The organism is Nocardia concava NBRC 100430 (assembly GCF_000308815.1).
Lineage (GTDB): Bacteria > Actinomycetota > Actinomycetes > Mycobacteriales > Mycobacteriaceae > Nocardia > Nocardia concava.
Genome location: NZ_BAFX01000181.1, coordinates 1 through 16,914 on the forward strand (window position 1 = coordinate 1; position 16,914 = coordinate 16,914).

The 16,914-nt window shown below is 68.6% G+C and carries 15 protein-coding genes; 3 read left to right on the top strand and 12 right to left on the bottom strand.

The window, feature by feature from the left end:
* Positions 1-261: 261 nt before the first annotated feature.
* A complete protein-coding gene (locus tag ON43_RS35940; protein ID WP_157514306.1) occupies positions 262-2,505 on the top strand; it encodes a serine/threonine-protein kinase in 2,244 nt (747 codons plus the stop codon).
* A 13-nt stretch (positions 2,506-2,518) separates the two neighbouring features.
* Here ON43_RS35940 and ON43_RS35945 read toward each other — a convergent pair whose 3' ends face one another.
* Entirely contained in the window at positions 2,519-3,277 is a 759-nt protein-coding gene (locus tag ON43_RS35945; RefSeq protein ID WP_040814884.1) for a sulfite exporter TauE/SafE family protein, read from the bottom strand.
* Between the two features lie 83 nt (positions 3,278-3,360).
* Between ON43_RS35945 and ON43_RS35950 the strand changes: the two genes are divergently transcribed.
* Positions 3,361-4,323 (top strand): LysR family transcriptional regulator, encoded by a 963-nt coding sequence (locus ON43_RS35950; protein WP_051179689.1) that lies wholly within the window; start codon positions 3,361-3,363, stop codon positions 4,321-4,323.
* Here the strand turns inward: ON43_RS35950 and ON43_RS35955 are convergent.
* The 8 genes from ON43_RS35955 to ON43_RS35990 all read right to left on the bottom strand — a co-directional run bounded on the left by ON43_RS35955 (position 4,308) and on the right by ON43_RS35990 (position 13,534).
* A complete protein-coding gene (locus ON43_RS35955) occupies positions 4,308-5,585 on the bottom strand; it encodes an ABC transporter permease (protein ID WP_040814886.1) in 1,278 nt (425 codons plus the stop codon). The two genes, ON43_RS35950 and ON43_RS35955, sit on opposite strands and share 16 nt — an antisense overlap.
* Positions 5,586-6,716 (bottom strand): ABC transporter permease, encoded by a 1,131-nt coding sequence (locus ON43_RS35960; protein ID WP_051179692.1) that lies wholly within the window; start codon positions 6,714-6,716, stop codon positions 5,586-5,588.
* Positions 6,709-8,277 (bottom strand): ABC transporter ATP-binding protein, encoded by a 1,569-nt coding sequence (locus tag ON43_RS35965; RefSeq protein WP_051179690.1) that lies wholly within the window; start codon positions 8,275-8,277, stop codon positions 6,709-6,711. Before ON43_RS35965 ends, ON43_RS35960 begins: the two co-directional genes overlap by 8 nt.
* 61 nt (positions 8,278-8,338) lie before the next feature.
* Positions 8,339-9,433 carry a BMP family lipoprotein gene (locus tag ON43_RS35970; protein WP_040814890.1) on the bottom strand — a complete coding sequence of 365 codons (1,095 nt, stop codon included), beginning with the start codon at positions 9,431-9,433 and terminating at the stop codon, positions 8,339-8,341.
* An 81-nt stretch (positions 9,434-9,514) separates the two neighbouring features.
* Complete coding sequence (locus ON43_RS35975) at positions 9,515-10,669, bottom strand: CaiB/BaiF CoA transferase family protein (RefSeq protein ID WP_040814891.1); 1,155 nt, start codon at positions 10,667-10,669, stop codon at positions 9,515-9,517.
* 29 nt (positions 10,670-10,698) lie between these two features.
* Positions 10,699-11,658, bottom strand: coding sequence for an acyl-CoA dehydrogenase family protein (locus tag ON43_RS44480; protein WP_040814892.1), 960 nt, complete (start codon positions 11,656-11,658; stop codon positions 10,699-10,701).
* Entirely contained in the window at positions 11,655-12,734 is a 1,080-nt protein-coding gene (locus ON43_RS35985; RefSeq protein ID WP_040814893.1) for an acyl-CoA dehydrogenase family protein, read from the bottom strand. Before ON43_RS35985 ends, ON43_RS44480 begins: the two co-directional genes overlap by 4 nt.
* 5 nt (positions 12,735-12,739) lie before the next feature.
* Positions 12,740-13,534 (bottom strand): enoyl-CoA hydratase/isomerase family protein, encoded by a 795-nt coding sequence (locus ON43_RS35990; RefSeq protein ID WP_040814894.1) that lies wholly within the window; start codon positions 13,532-13,534, stop codon positions 12,740-12,742.
* Positions 13,535-13,670: 136 nt separating this feature from the next.
* On the opposite strand from ON43_RS35990, the gene ON43_RS35995 reads away from it, so the two are divergent.
* The gene (locus ON43_RS35995) at positions 13,671-14,348 is read left to right on the top strand and encodes a GntR family transcriptional regulator (protein WP_040814895.1); all 678 of its coding nucleotides are present in this window, start codon (positions 13,671-13,673) and stop codon (positions 14,346-14,348) included.
* Between the two features lie 77 nt (positions 14,349-14,425).
* Here ON43_RS35995 and ON43_RS36000 read toward each other — a convergent pair whose 3' ends face one another.
* From ON43_RS36000 to ON43_RS36010, 3 genes are all read right to left on the bottom strand, one after another.
* Positions 14,426-14,905, bottom strand: coding sequence for a hypothetical protein (locus ON43_RS36000; protein ID WP_157514307.1), 480 nt, complete (start codon positions 14,903-14,905; stop codon positions 14,426-14,428).
* A gap of 101 nt (positions 14,906-15,006) precedes the next feature.
* Positions 15,007-15,987: an ACP S-malonyltransferase gene (locus ON43_RS36005; protein ID WP_083914040.1), complete on the bottom strand. Its 981-nt coding sequence runs from the start codon at positions 15,985-15,987 to the stop codon at positions 15,007-15,009.
* The gene (locus ON43_RS36010) at positions 15,984-16,880 is read right to left on the bottom strand and encodes an alpha/beta hydrolase (protein ID WP_051179691.1); all 897 of its coding nucleotides are present in this window, start codon (positions 16,878-16,880) and stop codon (positions 15,984-15,986) included. Before ON43_RS36010 ends, ON43_RS36005 begins: the two co-directional genes overlap by 4 nt.
* Positions 16,881-16,914 lie beyond the last annotated feature (34 nt).

A 16,914-nucleotide genomic window follows, 5' to 3' on the forward strand; every position in this document is an offset into this window, starting at 1 on the left:
TTCACGGGGCAGTTCCCGGTCCTCGCCGAGCGTCCGCTCGAACACCGCGAGCGGTGAACCGGGCCGGGTGAACTCGAGGTGTCGCGAAATCGAGGCTGTGGTTGCGACACCTCATCCAGTCCCCGACAATCCCATAAGCTCGTCGGCCCCTTTATCAGTGACGCCACCCAGGGGCCGACAGTCGACCGCTCCGCCGCGCGCCTCCACGCGGTGGAGCGGTTCGGTTCCGGGGTAGGTGTCGGTTCGCGGGTCGAGGTGCAGATGCCGGAAACTTCCGTCACGTCCGAGCCGGTCGCGCCGCGCGACATGGAGATCACCTCCGTGGCGGTCGCCGGTGCGGAGACCGGTGGTGAACGCAGCGTGGTCTCGGCGCGGGCGGCGCGGTTCCGGGCCGTGCGGCAGCAACTCGGCACCGGGATGGCGCCGCTGCCGACCGTGCCGACGATCGATCCGGCCGCCGCCGTGCCCCTCGATCCCGAAGTGCCCCAGGAGAAGCGGTTCTGCTGGCGCTGCCGGCACCCGGTCGGCCGCGCGGCGGACGCCGGGCCGACCGGCAATTGCGCGCACTGCGGCGCCCCGTTCAACTTCCGGCCCCCGCTGCGCCCGGGGACCGTCGTCGCGGATCAATACGATGTGCACGGGTGCCTGACCTACGGGGGCATGGGGTGGATCTTCCTGGCCAGGGACCGCAATGTCAGCAAGCGGTGGGTGGTGCTGAAGGGTCTGCAGAACCCCGCCGATCTGGAGGCGCGGATCGTCGCGGTCGCCGAACGGCAGTTCCTGTCGGAGCTGGCGCACCCCAGCATCGTGAAGATCTTCAACTTCGTACAGCACCGTTCCGAGGACGGAGCGGTGGCCGGGTACATCGTCATGGAGTACATCGGCGGCCAGTCGCTGCGCGCCCTGCTGGATGCTCGTGCGCCCGAGCGGTTTTCGGTGGCCGAGGCGCTGGCCTGCGTGATGGAGGTGCTGCCGGCCCTGGACTATCTGCACGGGCTGGGACTGGGCTACAACGATGTGAAGCCGGACAACATCATGGTCGGGGACGGTGAGGTCCGGCTCATCGACCTCGGTGCGGTGGCCGCACTGGGCTCCGGCGGCAGTCTGTACGGGACCGTGGGCTATCAGGCGCCCGAATACACGGAGACCGGTCCCTCCGTCGCGGCCGATATCTACGCCGTCGGTCGCACGCTGGCCGCGCTGACCCTGCCGATGCCGGTGGATCGGCACGGAAATCGATTGCCGGGCCTGCCGTCGCCGGATCGGGCGTCCGCGCTGCGGCGGTATCCGGCGTTCCACCGGCTGCTGGTGCGGGCCACCGATCCCGATCCGGCGCAACGCTTTTCCTCCATGTACGACATGTACTGCCAGGCGGCCGGGGTATTGCGCGCGGTGCTGGCCGCCGACACCGGGCGCGGCATTCCCCAGATCTCGACGGTATTCGGTCCCGCGCGAGCCGATTTCGGCGCCGAGGTGCTGTTGTTGCCGACCGATGGCCTGACCGACGGCGTCGCCCGCCCGCCGCTGCTGAGTGCACCGGATGTCGTTGCCGCACTGGCTGTTCCACTGATCGATCCGGACGATCCGGGCGCCGAGCTGCTGTCCCCGCTGCTGCACGAGGATCCCGAGCGTGCGTTGGACACGCTTCGGATCCACCGGGAAGCCGCCGCGGCCGGGGTCCTGACGCTACCGGCCTCATTCGCCCGCGAGGCCACCCTCGCCGAGGTGCGGGCGCATTTGGATCTCGGAGAATTCGGCAGGGCCCGCGAGACGATGGCTCGGTTGCACGATACGGCGGCCGAAACGGATTGGCGCCTGGACTGGTATCGGGGCGTGGCCGAATTGCTGGAGGGGCATTATGCGTCCGCCTATGAGTTGTTCGACGCTGTCCGCGGCGCCCTGCCCGGCGAGCTCGCGCCGATGATGGCACTCGCCGCGGCCGCGGAGCTCCAAGCCCAGGACGACCTGCTGAACCAGGACGAAGCCGACGAATCGCGTTGGCGCGCCACGGCGCGTGAGCATTACCGAGCCGTGTGGGCGATCGACCGCGGGATGGAGAGCGCGGCCTTCGGCGCGGCTCGCTGCCGCCTCGAGGCGGGCGACCTCGACCAGGCGGTCGCGACACTGGCGTCGATACCGCCGACCAGTGGTCTGAACGAGCTCGCCGGGATGACCGCTGCGCTGCTGGCGGTCTCGCGACCGCCGGCCGAACTGCGTGCGCGGCATGTGCAGCGCGCCGCGGCGTGTCTGGAGGCGCTGCCCGACGGACCGCGGGCCCGGCAACTGCGGGTCATCGTCCTCAGCGCCGCCCTGGCCGGACTCCGTTGCGGCGCGCTGACCGTCATGGCGGGCCGCACGGTGCTCGGCTATCCGGTGACCGAGAGAGGATTGCGTCGCGGAGTCGAGGCGGCGCTGCGGGCGGTGGCGTGGACCGCCACACGCCCGCAGCACCGCTTCGACCTGATCGATCTGGCCAATCGAGTGCGTCCATGGTCCTGGTTCTGAACAGTGGCCGTGTTCAGCGCAGAAAGTAAAGAACCGTGGTGGCAACGGCGATGGTCAGGACGAAGGCCTCCAGCAGCCGGGCGGGAGTACGGCGGGCGAGGTGGGCTCCGACGAAGCCTCCGGCCATGGCGCCGACCAGCATTCCGGTGAGGATCAGCGGAGCCTTCAGCGCATCGGAGGTGATGAGGAACAGCACCGCGGCGCTGAGATAGATGGCCGCGAGCTGGGTCAACCGCATCGGGTTGTTGCCCGCGGCGTCGAGACCGAGGCCGATACTCCACAGGGCCAGCATCATTATGCCTACGGCGCCGCCGAAGTATCCGCCGTAAACGGCCAGGCAGAACTGCCCGATCAGGATGGCGCGTGAACTCAGGTTCACGGTGCGGCCGAGCATGGCGCTCAACGCGCCGGAAAGGCGGCGGCCGAAGGCGAGGATCACCGTGGCGAAGGCGAGCAGCCAGGGTGCCGTGACGTCGAAGGCCGAGGCGGGCAGCACCGAGAGCAGGGCGGCGCCGACTCCACCGCCGATCACGCTCGTTATTGTCAGCGCCCCGGTGGATGTGCTCCCGACCGGGGAGATCTCACGCCTGCACGCCCATGCGCCGACCGCTGCTCCGGGCATGAGGGCGACCCGTGACACCGCATTGGCGGTCACCGCGGGCAGCCCGAGGGCGACCAGGGCGGGTAGCGCCACGAACGTTCCCCCACCGCCGATGGCGTTCAGAACTCCGGCGGCAAGACCTGCCAACAAGACGAGCGAGAAGTCGGGCATCAGCCGAGCATCGCCCGTTGACGAGTGCGCTCACAATGCGTAATCGGCAAACCCAGCCTATGGCTGGGCCTTAGCCTGAGTGGATGCGTTACGACTTGGACGATTTGCGGCTGTTCGTTCACATCGTTGCGGCGGGGTCGATCACCGCGGGTGCCGATCGGATGCATCTGAGTCTGCCCTCGGCCAGCGCGCGAGTGCGCGCCTTGGAATCCAGTGTGGGCATGGCACTGTTGATCCGCGGCCGACGGGGCGTGCGGCCGACGCCGGCTGGGACGACGCTGGCCCGTCACGCACGCGACGTACTGGCGCAGACCACTCGACTCGAGAACGCCGTCGCGAGCTATACCCGATCTCCCAGTGCGCCACTGATTCTGCTGGCGGGTGGATCCGCGATGCATCGACTCGTACCGCAGGCCCTGATCTCGTTCCTCGGCGCTCATCCGGACATCGACATCGAAGTGTCGGAGAGTCGCACCCCGGATACCGTGCGGATGCTCGCCGCGGGAAAGGCCGATCTGGGGATTGTCCTCGATGGCGAGGCCGGTGAGTGCGGCCTGCGCCTCGAGCCCCTCGGCGACGATTCCCTCGTGGTGATCGGCCAAGCCGGCGGGATCCTCGCCGGACGGACGGCGTTGACCTACAACGAAGTTGCCGAGCACCCGCTCGTCGGCCTCGACGCCGAGTCCTCGCTGCGCCGCTGGATCGAGAAGCACATCGGGCCCCGTGCCACGGTGGCGCGCTACCGCACCACCGTGGCCGACCTGTCCGTCCTGATCTCCCTCGCCGCCGCCGGTGTCGGGCTCGCCATCGTGCCGCGTCGCGCCCTCGACCCGCGCCGACCTCTCGACATGTGCGCACTGCAGGACCCATGGGCTCGGCGGCACCACCTGCTGGCCTGGGGCACGAAAGATCACCCCGTGCCGACGGCCACCGCGGCGCTCGCCGAAGAGCTACGGCGAGTTGCCCTTTCCGAACCGGACGAGAACCCGGGACCCTCCGTGGACTCCATGGCCACGCCGATCATCGAGACCTATTCGGGGGTGTAGGGCTCGCCGTCGGCCTTGGGCGGGCGGGTTTGGCCTACGGCGCCCGCCACGGCGATCACCGTGAGTAGGTAGGGGGTCATTTGGAGGACTTCGGTGGGGATGGGGGTCGCCAGGACCTGGAGTTGGCCCTGCAGGGCCTTGGTGAAGCCGAAGAACAGTGCGGCACAGGTGGATCCGATCGGATGCCAGCGGCCCATGATCAGCGCCGCCAGGGCGATGAAGCCGTTGCCCGCCGTCATTTCCTTGGTGAAGCCGCCGGTGGACCCGATCGTGAAATAGGCGCCGCCCAGTCCGGCGACCACGCCCGCGAGGAGCACGGCCTGGTAGCGGATGCGCAGGACGTCGATGCCGACGGTGGCGGCGGCGCGGGGATGTTCGCCGATGGCGCGCACCCGCAGGCCCCATTTCGTGCGGTAGAGCACGAAGGTGATCACGGCTACGAGGACGACCATGGCGTAGACCAGGGCGGTCTGGTCGAAGATCGTCGGTCCGATGATCGGGATCGAGGACAGCACCGGGACGGCAATGGGCTGGAGGGTGCCCGGTGTGTTGAATCGGGCCGAGCCGTCGGGAAGCGCGGTGAGCTGGTCGAACAGGAATCCGGTGATACCGGTGGCGAGTACCACCAGCACGACGCCGAGCACGATCTGATTGACCAGGTAGCGGATCGAGAAGACGGCGAGCAGCCAGGTCACGAACACCCCGGCGATCAGCGCGGCCACCACGCCGACGAGGAAGCTGCCGCTCACCGTCGCGATGCTGGCCGCGGCGAACGCCCCGGCCAGCAGCTGGCCCTCGATGGCGATATTGATGACTCCCGCCCGTTCACACAGGACGCCCGCCAGCGCACCCAGGATCAGCGGGGTGGACAGTGCCAGGGTGCCTTGGATCTGGTTGGTGAGCGGGAACAGCTTGCCCGATGCCGCCCAGCAGATGAAGGTCATCACGAACGCGGCGCCGAACAGGGAGAAGGCGGCGACCGCCCAGCGACCGGACAGGCCGCGCCACAGCTGGGCGACCGCGATCACCAGCGCTATCGCGGCGGGTATCGCCGCCGCCGGTCGCGCGGGTAAGCGCAGGTCACCGGGACCATTGGAACCCGGTGCGGCCAAACGGAAGTCGACGGTCCCGGACGCGGTGAGCACCGCCAGCGCCACCCCGGTGATCGCGAGGATCAGCAGCAGGATGCCCAGGCGCAGCCGCCGGCGCCGGTGCTCCGGTGACTCCAGCTGGCGAGCGAGTTCGGAAGCGGTGGTTGCCATTCAGTTCCACCCTTTCGCGAGCACGGCCTGCGCGCCCTCGGCCCGGATCCGGAAGACGGTGCGCACCAGCGCCGGTGCCGCCACCAGCAGGACGATCACGGCCTGCAGGACGGTCACCAAGGTGAGCGGGGTGCCGGTGGCCGCCTGCATCTCGTTTCCGCCGGAGTGCAGGGCGCCGAAAAGCAGTGCCGCGCAGACCGTTCCGACGGGGGTGCCGCGGCCGAGCAGTGCGACCGTGATGCCGTCGAAGCCGAAGGATCCGGCGATGCCGTTGGTCAGCGGCAGATCGGTGCCCAATACCTGCTGGGTTCCAGCCAATCCGGCGAGGCCGCCCGCGATCAGCATGGCCAGCACGTAGGCCCGGCCGATCGGGATGCCGGCGGTGCGGGCCGCCTCGTGATTGGCGCCGACGGCGCGCAAGTGGAAGCCCAGGGTCGATCTCGACAGCAGCCACCACACGAACACCGCCGCGAGCAAGGCGACGAACAGGCCGAGATGCAGCCGGGTGCCGCCGAAGCGGGGGAGCTGCGCGGTGGCGTCGACGACCGGGCTGATCGGCTCGTGCCGTCCCGGCCGCTGCAGCGAGTGGGTGGTGAGCAACCAGGTGAGCGCGTACAGCGCGACGTAGTTGCCCATGATGGTGACGATGACCTCGTGAGCACCGCTGCGCGCCTTGAGGATTCCGGCGATGCCGCCCCACAGCGCCCCGCCCGCGACACCGGCCGCCAGCGCCGCCGGCACGTGGATTGCCGCGGGCAGGTGCACCGCGAAACCCACCCATCCCGCGGCCAGGGCGCCGGCGATGAGCTGGCCCTGCGCGCCGATATTGAACAGGCCGGTGCGGAAGGCCAGGGTGACCGACAGTCCGGTGCAGATCAAAGGTGTTGCCGCGACCAAGGTTTCGGCGATCTGATGCCGGCCCCCGAAGGCGCCGAGGAACAGCGCCCGATAGGTGTCGCCCACGGCGTGCGCCGCCGCCGAGACGGTATCGGTCGGCCGCGCCAGGAAATACCCGAACGCCGAGGTCACGGTGGGGGTGCTGACGATGATGAGGACCGCGCCGACCAGCAGCGCCAGCGCGACGGCGAGGAGGCTGACGGTCAGCTCGCGCAACCACTTTCGGTCAGACATCGCCACCTCCGGCCGTGTCCGCGCCGCTGGCAGGGTCCGCTGATGCGCCGCCGCCGGTATTCGCCGGTGCGCCGCCTGCCATCATGAGCCCCAGCCGGTCGCGCGGGGTATCGGGGCCGACGATGCCGACGATGCGTCCGCGATACATCACGATGATGCGGTCCGACAGCGCGTAGATCTCGTCCAGTTCGGTGGAGACGATCAGCACCGCCGTGCCCTGATCGCGTTCGCGGACCAGGCGATTGTGCACGAACTCGATCGACCCGACATCCAGGCCGCGGGTCGGCTGCCCGGCGATGAGCACCGTCAGCGGCCGCGACAGTTCGCGGGCCAGCACCACCTTCTGCTGATTGCCGCCCGACAGCGACCGGACCTGCTCGGCCGGTGACCGGGCGCGGATATCGAACTCCTCCATGCGGTGTACCGCGTTGCGCTGCACCGCATTCGGCGAGAGCACCCCGTGCCGGGAGAATTCGGGACGGCCGATCAGATCCAGGACGAGGTTCTCGGCGACGCTGAACACGCCGATATAGCCGTCGTGCGAGCGATCCTCGGGGACGTAGCCGATGCCGGCATCCAGATGCCGGCGCGGTGAGCGGCCCGCCAACTCCTGCCCGCCCACGGTGATCGAGCCGCGCGCCGGGGCCCGCAAGCCGACCAGCGCGTTGATCAGCTCGGATTGACCGTTGCCCGCCACCCCTGCCACGCCGACGATTTCGCCGCCGTCGACGTGAAAGGACATGTCGTCCACCAGGATCGTGCCGTCCAGGCCGGTGAGCGTGAGGCCCTCGACGACCAGGGCCGGGCGCGTGGGCCGGGCGTCGGTCTTGGCGACGACGAGTTCCACCGACCGCCCCACCATCAGTTCGGCGAGTTCGGTTTCGGGTGTGGTCGCCGCGACGGTGCCGACCACCTTGCCGCGGCGGATAACGGTGATCCGATCGGCGATCCGCCGGACCTCCTTCAGTTTGTGCGAGATGAAGATGATCGACGTGCCGCTCGCGGCGATCGCGCGCAGCACCGCGATCAGCTCGTCGATCTCCTGCGGGGTGAGCACCGCGGTCGGTTCGTCGAGGATCAGCACCTCGACGTCATTGGCCAGCGCCTTGAGGATTTCCACGCGCTGCTTCTCGCCCACCGACAGGTCCGACACCAGTGCGTCCGGGTCCACCGGCAGGCCGTAGCGCCGGGACAGGTCACGCACCCGGCGCCGGGCCGCGCCGCGGTCGAGCACGGCCCAGCCGGTGGTCGGCTCGCGGCCCAGCATGAGATTCTCGGCGACGGTGAAGACCGGCACCAGCATGAAATGCTGGTGCACCATGCCGATTCCGGCGGCGATCGCGGCCGCGGGGGAGCGGCACGTGAACGGCTCTCCGTCGAGCAGGATCTCGCCGGCATCCGGCTGTGAGAGCCCGTAGAGCATGTTCATCAGCGTGGTCTTGCCCGCGCCGTTCTCGCCGAGCAGGCAATGGATCTCACCCGGCTCGACGATCAGGTCGATGCTGTCGTTGGCGACGAAGTCGCCGAATCGCTTGGTGAGAGAGCGTAGTTCGAGCCGCATCTCCGCCTCCCGAGCCGCGGCCGGTGCGGCCGCGAGCCGTACTCTGTGGTCGCAGCCTGTGTTATTTGGCCGCGGGTTGTGCCTTCGACGCGATGGTGACCTTGCCGCTGGCCAAATCCGCTGTCAGCGCGGTGATCTCACTCTTCAGATCGGCGGGGATGGCTGCGTCGAACTCGTGAAAGGGCGCCAGCCCGACCCCCTTGTTGGCCAGCGTGCCGACGTAGGTGGAGTTGGTGAAGGTCTTGTTGTAGGCGTCGGTGACCGCCTTAGTCACCGCGACATCCATCGCCTTCTGCACGCTCGACAGCAGGACCGGGCAGTATTCCGCGGCGCTCACGCAGCCGTCGGTGTCGACCCAGATCCCGGTGACCTTGCCGCCGGAGGATTTCGCGGCCTCCAGCGCCCCCAGCCCGGCCGGGCCCGCGACCGGCAGCAGAATATCGGCGCCCTGGCTGATCAGGTCGTTGGCCTTGGTCTTGGCGGTGTTCTTGTCCTGGAAGTCATTGGTGATCACACCCTGCTGGGTGGCCTCGTCCCAGCCGAGCAACTGGACCTGCTTGCCCTTCTGCTTGTTGTAATACGCGACGCCTTCGGCGAATCCGTCCATGAAGATGGCCACGGTCGGAATATTGATGCCGCCGAAGGTGCCGACCTTGCCGGTCTTGGTCGTGCCGGCCGCCAGGTATCCGGCCAGGAACGAGGGCTGCGCGGAATTGAAGGTCAGCCCTTGCAGATTCGGCAGCGGCGGGAACTTCTGCGGATCGGTGTAGGAGTAGTCGACGATCGCGAAGTTGATGTTCGGGTTCGCCTTGGCCGCCGCGTAGGTGACATCGCCCTGCTTGAAGCCGATCGTCACGATGATGCCGCACTTCTGCCGCACCATCGTGTCGATATTGGTGGGATAGTCGTTGTCCGACTTGGACTCCAGCTGGGCCTTCGAAATCCCGAGTGCCGCAACAGCATCGGTGATTCCCTTGAAGGAGGTCTGGTTGAACGACTTGTCGTCGAACCCGCCGGAATCCGACACCATGCAGGCCTTGAAGTCCTTGGCCCCCGGGCTTCCCGATTTGTTCTGATCGCCCGGTGGAGACCCGCAGGCTCCGATGGTCAGTGCGAGCACGCTCGCGGCGGTGAGTGTGCGTAACCGTCTGCCCATAGTGAGCTCCTAGACAGCAAGATCGTCGAGCCGATCCGAACGATCTTGCCGCAAGATGCCCGAAAATGCACCCGTTTCAACCTATTCGCCCAGTTCGGCCAGCAGGGCATCGGTGTCCGCGCCGATCAGCGGGGCGGGGTGGCGGAGGGTGGCAGGGGTGGCGGCGAAGCGGACCGGGTGGGGGATGGTGCGGTAGGGGCCCGCCACCGGGTGGTCGGCCAGTGGGAGTTCGGCGACCAGGTCGTCGAGGGTTCGGATTCGGCTGTGCGGAATGCCCTGGGCGCGGCAGATTTTCACGATCTCATCGGTGGTGTAGCACGAGACCGCGGCGCGGACGTCGCGATAGAGGCTGTCGGAGTTGAGGATTGCGGTGCGGCGGTCGGTGTAGCGGGGGTCGTCGATCAGGTCGTCGCGGCCGACGGCGGCGAAGAGTGCGGCATAGTGGTGCGGCTGGTAGGGCAGGATGTGGACCCAGCCGTCCGCGGTGGGGCAGGGGCGGCGTTCGGGGGAGAGGATGCGGTGGTATCCGGCCGGTTCCGCCGGTGGCTCGGCGATCGCGCCCGCGCCGTGTTCGACCAGGGTGAAGGCGGCCATGGCGGTCGCCATCGGGACCTCGATGTGTTGTCCCGCACCGGTTTTCGCGCGATGGAACAGCGCCGCCGTGACGGCCTGGGCGATGAGGATGCCGCAGACCTTGTCGGCCAGAATGGTCGGCACGAGTGCGGGTGCGCCGTAGGTGAGGTGCATGGCGTCCGCGATTCCGGTGGCGGCCTGAATGACGTCGTCGTAGGCCGGATCGTCGGCCCGGTCGCTGTCCAGCGGCCAGCCCTGGGCCTGGCAGTAGACGACATCCGGGCGCAGGGCGGCAATGGCCGGGTAGTCCACGCCGAGGCGCTCGATGGTGCTGGCGCGCAGGCTGGTGACCACGACATCGCAGGTGGCAGCGAGTTGTCGCAGCCGTTCGCGGCCGGTGCCGGCATCCAGGTCGAGGGTGACGGATCGCTTGTTGCGCATCAGGTTCAGGCTGATGCCCGACAGCTGCGGATGCGGTCCGGCGCCCATGACCCGGTTGGTGTCGCCGCGTTCGGATTCCAGCACGATCACCTCCGCGCCCTGATCGGCCAGCAACTGGGTGGCGTACGGGCCCATGACGACATGGGTGAGGTCGAGGATCCGGATTCCGGCCAGCGGTCCCGGGTTCGCGGGACACTCGCTCTCGCACGGATTGTCGGGCATGGCGGTCTCCTGGGTGATCTGGTCGGCGGTCAGGCGGTGGGTGTGGTCAGGTCCCAGAGCTCCGGCTCGCCGATCCGCGGCGTATCCTCTTCCCGCTCGGGGGTTTCGGCGTCCTCGTCGCGGTCGGCCCACAACAGGGTGGTGCGGTGGTGTAACCCGGCCTCGGCGGTGATGCCCAGTGCGCCGTGTAGTTGATGGGCGGTATCGGCGACCCGGCCCGCGATCTCGGCGCACAGTACACCGGCGGCTGACAGGGCGAAGCGCGCCCGTGCCGACGAGTCGCCCGATGCCCGCAGCCGTCGCGCGGCTTCGCGCAGGATCGCGTGGATCTGGCCTTGGGCGACGGAGAGTTCGCCGAGGGTGATGCGCACCGCGGGCAGGGTGCTCAGCGGTCGGCCGAACTGGACGCGGTGGGTGACATAGCCGGTCGCCGCGTCCACCGCGCCGTCGATCGCGCCCGAAATCTCATGGAGTAACAGGTATTTCGAGACCATGGCGACGTCTTCTCGGTCGGCGGCGACTGGTCGCGAATCCGGTGCCGATACCGGACGTCCGGCGATGTCGAGGTGGTCCGGCGGTGTCGGGATGTGCTCGGTGATACTGCCCGCCGGGGTGACCACCCGGTGCGCGACTGGTTGCCAGACTCCGATGCCGCCGTCGAGGACCGCGATCTCGGTCGGGTCGATCTCCCCGGTGACCGCGTAGCGTGCCGTGAGTGTCTGGCGCACCGGCAGTTTCACGCCCGACCGAGCCAACGCAGATACCGCGGCCGCCGCCGCGTCGAGCAGTTCGACCCCGGCCGCGCTGGTGATCGGCTCCTCGTCGAGGATCGCCGTCCACCCCAGCGCCGCCGCCGTCGCCCACTGCGCGGCGAAATGCTCGTGCCGTGCCACGTCGCTGCCCGCCGGTGGCAGCGGCCAGCCTGCCGCCACCTCGGTGACGGTGTCGTAGAGATCCCTTGCGGCCGTGCCGAATTCGTACTCGTTCACTTCGTCCCCTTGGCGATGATCGACAACATGACCGGCGCCGCGCCGCCGCGCAGCCCGGATTTGGGCGAGGCGAGCACGGCCTGCCGGTACAGCCGATGGATCTCCGTGTCGCAGCGGGGCAGCAGGCCGCGCACGAACTCGATGGTGTCGAGCTCGAATCGATTGCCGAGATACTTGCTCGTGGCGGCCTCGACCACCGGGCTGCGGCCCGCGTCCATGGCCAGCGCGGTTTCCCGCGCCCGGGTGCGCAGCACAGCCAGCCGGGCGGTGAGGGAGCGCAGGCGGTGGCGATCCGCGGCGTCCAGCACGTCGCTCCGCAGGACCGCGGCCAGTAGCGGGTACATCGACAGGAATCGTTCCGGCCCACCGCGTTCGAACGCCAGCTGACCGACCACCTGCCGCCAGCCGTTGCCGACCTCGCCGATCACCCAGCGGTCCGGGGTCCACACGTCCTCGAAGAGGACCTCGTTGAAGTGGTGTTCGCCGTCCATGCCGAGGATCGGGGTGACGGTGATGCCGGGTGCGGTGCGATCGACGATGAATTCGGTGAGCCCGGCGTGCTTGTCGTCCTCCGTGGAGGTGCGCGCCAGCACGTAGAGGTGGGTGGCGTGGTGCGCCCCGCTGGTCCAGATCTTGCGGCCGGACAGGCGCCAGCCATCGCCGTCGCGGCGGGCGGTGGTGCGGACCGCGGCCAGATCCGAGCCCGCGTCCGGTTCCGACATGCCCAGGGCGAAGCTCAGTTCCGCGGTGGCCAGGCGCGGGCAGAACTCCTCCTGCAGTTCGGGGCTGCCGTGGCGGATCAGGTCCGGGCCGATCTGGCGTTCCCCGATCCAGTGGGCCGAGACCGGTGCTCCCGCGCGCAGCAGCTCCTCGGTGATGGCCAGCCGCGCCACATTGCTGTCCTCGGCCCCGCCCAGGTGTTTGGGCCAGGTGCGGGCCAGCAGCCCGCGCCGGGCCAGTTCGCGGCTGAACTCGGGATCGCCTGCCGCGGCCCAGGAGTCGCAGCGGGGTCGGAAGTCCCAGGTATCGCACAGTTCTCGCACGCTGTGCCTGAGTTCTGTTTCATGCGTGGTCATCTCGGCTATCTCCCTTCGAAGCGGGGCGCGCGGTGCTCTCGGAAGGCTGCCATCGCCTCCTGTGAGTCGGCGGTGGACTGCACCACCGCCTGATGGGAGGCGATGAGGTCCAGGGCCGTCCGCAGGTCACCCGGAATCGCCTGGTGCACAGCACGTTTGATGAGCTGCACCGCGACCGGCGGCTGTGCGGCCAGCTGGGCGGCGAAGGTCGCCAATCGGGTGTCGAACTCCTCATCCGGGCATACCTCGTCGACGATTCCCCATTCGAGCGCCTGTGCGGCCGAGACGAATTCGCCGGTCCACAGCAGCCGCAGCGCCTTCGAGACGCCGATCAGCCGCGGCAGGTAGTAGCAGCCTCCGTCGCCGGGCACCAGGCCCACCCGGATATAGCCCTCCGACATCCGGGTGCGCGCGGCGGCGATGCGGTAGTCGCACATGAGCGCCATGTCCATGCCCGCGCCCACCGCGACGCCGTTGACCCCGGCGATGAGCGGTTTGGTCAGGTCCTCGACCGCGCGGGCGACCCGATGGACGTGGTCGGTCATGAGGCGGCGCGACGCGAGCGGCGTGCGGTCGGCCTCGGCGAGACCGTCGATATCGGCTCCCGCGCAGAAGGAATCGCCCGCACCGCGGACCACGACCACGCGGACCCGGTCGTCGGCCTCGAACTCGCGCAAGGCCTGTGACCAGCGCAGCAGCATGTCGCTGGTGAAGGAGTTCTTCTTGTCGGGACGGTTGAGCACGATCCAGCCGACGTGGTTCTCGACGTGTACGTCGACTGTCGTTGTGGCGGTGGTCATTTCATTGCGCTCCTGACTCTCACACCTCATATTGGATCCAATCGTAAGGCGATTGTTCGGTGATGGTCAACAAATTGGATCCAATTGCTACGATGGTGGGGTCGATGCGAGGCTTTGTGCAGAGAGGAGGACGCCCATGCCCACGGATACGGACGCCGCGGTAGGTGCGGTGCAGACCGCGATCGACGCCGTGTACGACCTGATCGCCGCGGGCGAGCTGCGGCCCGGCCAGCCCATCCGGCAGGAAACGCTGGCCGAACGGCTCGGGCTCAGCCGCCAGCCGATTCGCGAGGCGCTGCGCATGCTCGCCTCCGACGGCCTGCTCACCTACCGGCGCAATGCCGGCTTCTGCGCCCGTGAACTGAGCGCCCCCGAACTCGAGCAGGCCTACCGTCTGCGCCAGCTCCTGGAAAACGAAATACTCTGCGGCCTCGGCGATATCACCCCCGCCGTCATCGCCGAACTACGCGCCCTCAATCAGGCGATCGCCGACGCCGCGACCCGCGCCGACCTGGGCGCGATCCGCCGCCTGAACACCGAATTCCACTTCCGCCTCTTCGCCCTGTCCGGCCTGGACCTCTTCGTCGCCGAACTACGCCGAATCTGGTTGCTCACCAGCATCTACCGCGCCGTCTACCTCACCGGCCCCCGCATCTCCGACCGCATAATCGCCGAACACGACGCCATCATCGACGCCCTGGAACTCCGCGACATCCCCCGCCTAGTGGCCCTCCACAACCAACACCGCGAGGGCACAATCACCGCCATCACCACCCTCCTCACCCCCGCCCCCAACCCCCTCCCCACCGGCTAGGCCGCGCATACCGGGCTTGGGATCACAGCGAAACGGCCGGTCATCGCGGATGCTGCGATGACCGGCCGTGGTGTCGGTCAGAGTTGGGTGTGGCCGGAGCCGGTGATGATGATCAGGGGCATCAGCAGGGCGCCGAGGATGTCGTTTGCGGTGCATTGGGCTGAGGCGGTGGAGCTGCCGGTTGGTTGGCTGCCGCAGTTTTGGATCAGCATGGATTTGGTTGAGGAGCCCTGGGTGGCGGTGAGGCTGTAGACGCCCTCGGGAAGCTTTGAGCGGTAGACGTACTGGATGGCGCCGGTACCGGCCTTGGATCCGGGTTGCGGGGTGAATGTGCCGACGTTCTGTCCGGCCAAGGTGACCGTGACCGGGGCCAGGGCGTCCGCGCCGCTGGTGCCAACCCAGATCGTGCAGGTATTGCCCGCCCCCTCGCATCCTCCGATGCCGGTGTCGATCTGGGTCAGGTTCACGCCATCGACCGCACCCGACGCCGAAGCCGCCGTGGCCAGCGGCATCGCCAGCATGGCCGCCGTGACTGCGGCCCAACTCAATTGCCTCATCTGTACTTTCCCGTTGGAGCTGTCGTTGTCGGCACGTGAGTGCCGCTCCGACGGTAGCCGGGGCGGGATGGTCCGCGCGTACAAACTGAAAAGCTGGTGCTTCAATTATGGGTGAGGGTGTTGAGGGCTGTGGTGAGGGTTTCGGGGGTGCGAAGGGGGTGGTGGGGGAGGTGGGGGAGTTCGCGTTTGGAGATGGCGGTGAGGACGCCTGCTGGGGGGAGTTCGAGGGTTGTGGTGAGGAGGGAGTGGCGGAGGGTTGCGGTGCAGAGGTCCCAGCGGACGGGGCGGGTTATTTGGGATGCGATTTTGGTTAGGGCGTCGGTGCCTGAGGTGACGGGGCGGCCGTCTCGGTTGGAGAGGAGGGGGCGGGTTGGATTGTGGGGGATGAGGTTTGCGATTGCGCGGGTTACCGTTTCGCGGGCGGGGGTCATGAAGTTGGTGTGGAAGGCGCCTGCCACCGGGAGGATGACCACCTTGGTGTTTGGTGGGCGGTTGGCTGACAGGTCGGTTAGGGCTGTGGTGCGGCCTGCGACGACCAGGTGGCCGGGGGCGTTGTGGTTGGCGGGGATCAGGTCGAGTTCCGTTATGCGGGTGAGGACTTCGTCGGGGGTGCCGCCGAGGACGGCGGCCATGCCGGTGTGGTCTGCGGCGCAGGCGTCGGCCATGGCTCGGCCGCGGATGGCGGCGAGGGCTATGGCGTCGTCGGGGGAGATCACGTCGGCGGCTGCTGCGGCCGCGAGTTCGCCGACCGAATGACCGGCAACAACCGTGTTGGGCCCGAGTCCGCCCGCGGCGCGCAACGCCTCCACCGCGAGCAATGCGGCGGCGACCACCAGGGGCTGGGTGGTGGCAGTATCGACGAGTTCGGTTGCGGCGGCGGTGGTTCCGAGGCGCAGGAGGTCGAGGTCGCAGATCTCGGACCAGCGCGCCAGGCTTTGTTCGGCGCCCGGCAGCGATAGCCAGGCGATCAACATGCCCGGCTTCTGCGAGCCCTGTCCGGGCGCCAGGAGTGCGTAGGGTGCGACGTCGAGGCGGGGGCGGGCGGCGGCCGGGTCGCTTATCTGCGCTGCGAGGTCACTCATCTGCGTTCCTTTCGCGCGACGCATTCCTCGGCGAAGGCCAGTGATCGCAGGTGGAAGGTGCGTGCGGTGTAGCCGAGGCTGGTGTTGTGTCCGGCGTCGAGTTGACGGTCGATGACCACGCGGGGCGAATGTCGCAGGCGGGAGCGCAGATTCGCGAGGGTGCGGTCGTCGTGATGCCACCAGCGCTCGTGCTCGGCGAAGGTGAACCGGACCGGAACGCGAATGCGTTGGGCGACAGCGGGAAACGTCGATTCCCAGCTTACGATGTCGAACTGCTCGGCGGTCGGGATCGGCGCGGTGATCGAGCGGGCCTGGTGGAAGGTCTCCGGTGGGTACAAGGTCAGCGGCAGCCAGCTTTTCGTCCAGGTCGTGCCGATGTTCTCGAGCCCGTCGGCCGGGCGGGCGTAACGGTGTCCGCATCCGGAGACATCGATGCCCAGCAGATCGGGTACCCGCTGATACGCGGCGGTGGTCAAGGCCAGCTTGCCGCCGAATGAATGGGCGTGCAGCAGCACACCCGCGCCGATGTCGAAGCGCCCGGCCAGGTCGCGCAGGGCGTTGGCGAGGGTGGCGGCCTGGTCGATGACGGGCTGGCCCTCGGGCAGGGTGGTGGCGGATGCGCCGTAGCCGGGGCGGTCGATGGCGACGACCGAGAAGCCAAGGGCCGCACCGAGTTCGAGCATCGACATGCCGGGCAGGGCGCGACTGTGGAAGTAGCCCGCGCGCATCCCGGCCCCGTGCAGGGCGACGATGGTGGCGCGCGGCGGCCGCTGGATCGGAGTTGTGATCAGAGCCGATAGCGTCGCGTCGCCGCCGTCGAGATCGATGGACCGGACCTGCGAGTCCTCGACCGGTGGACGCGATTGCAGCGGGGTTGGATTGATGACGGTCATGTCTGATCTCCTTGGCTCACACTGCAAATCGGGG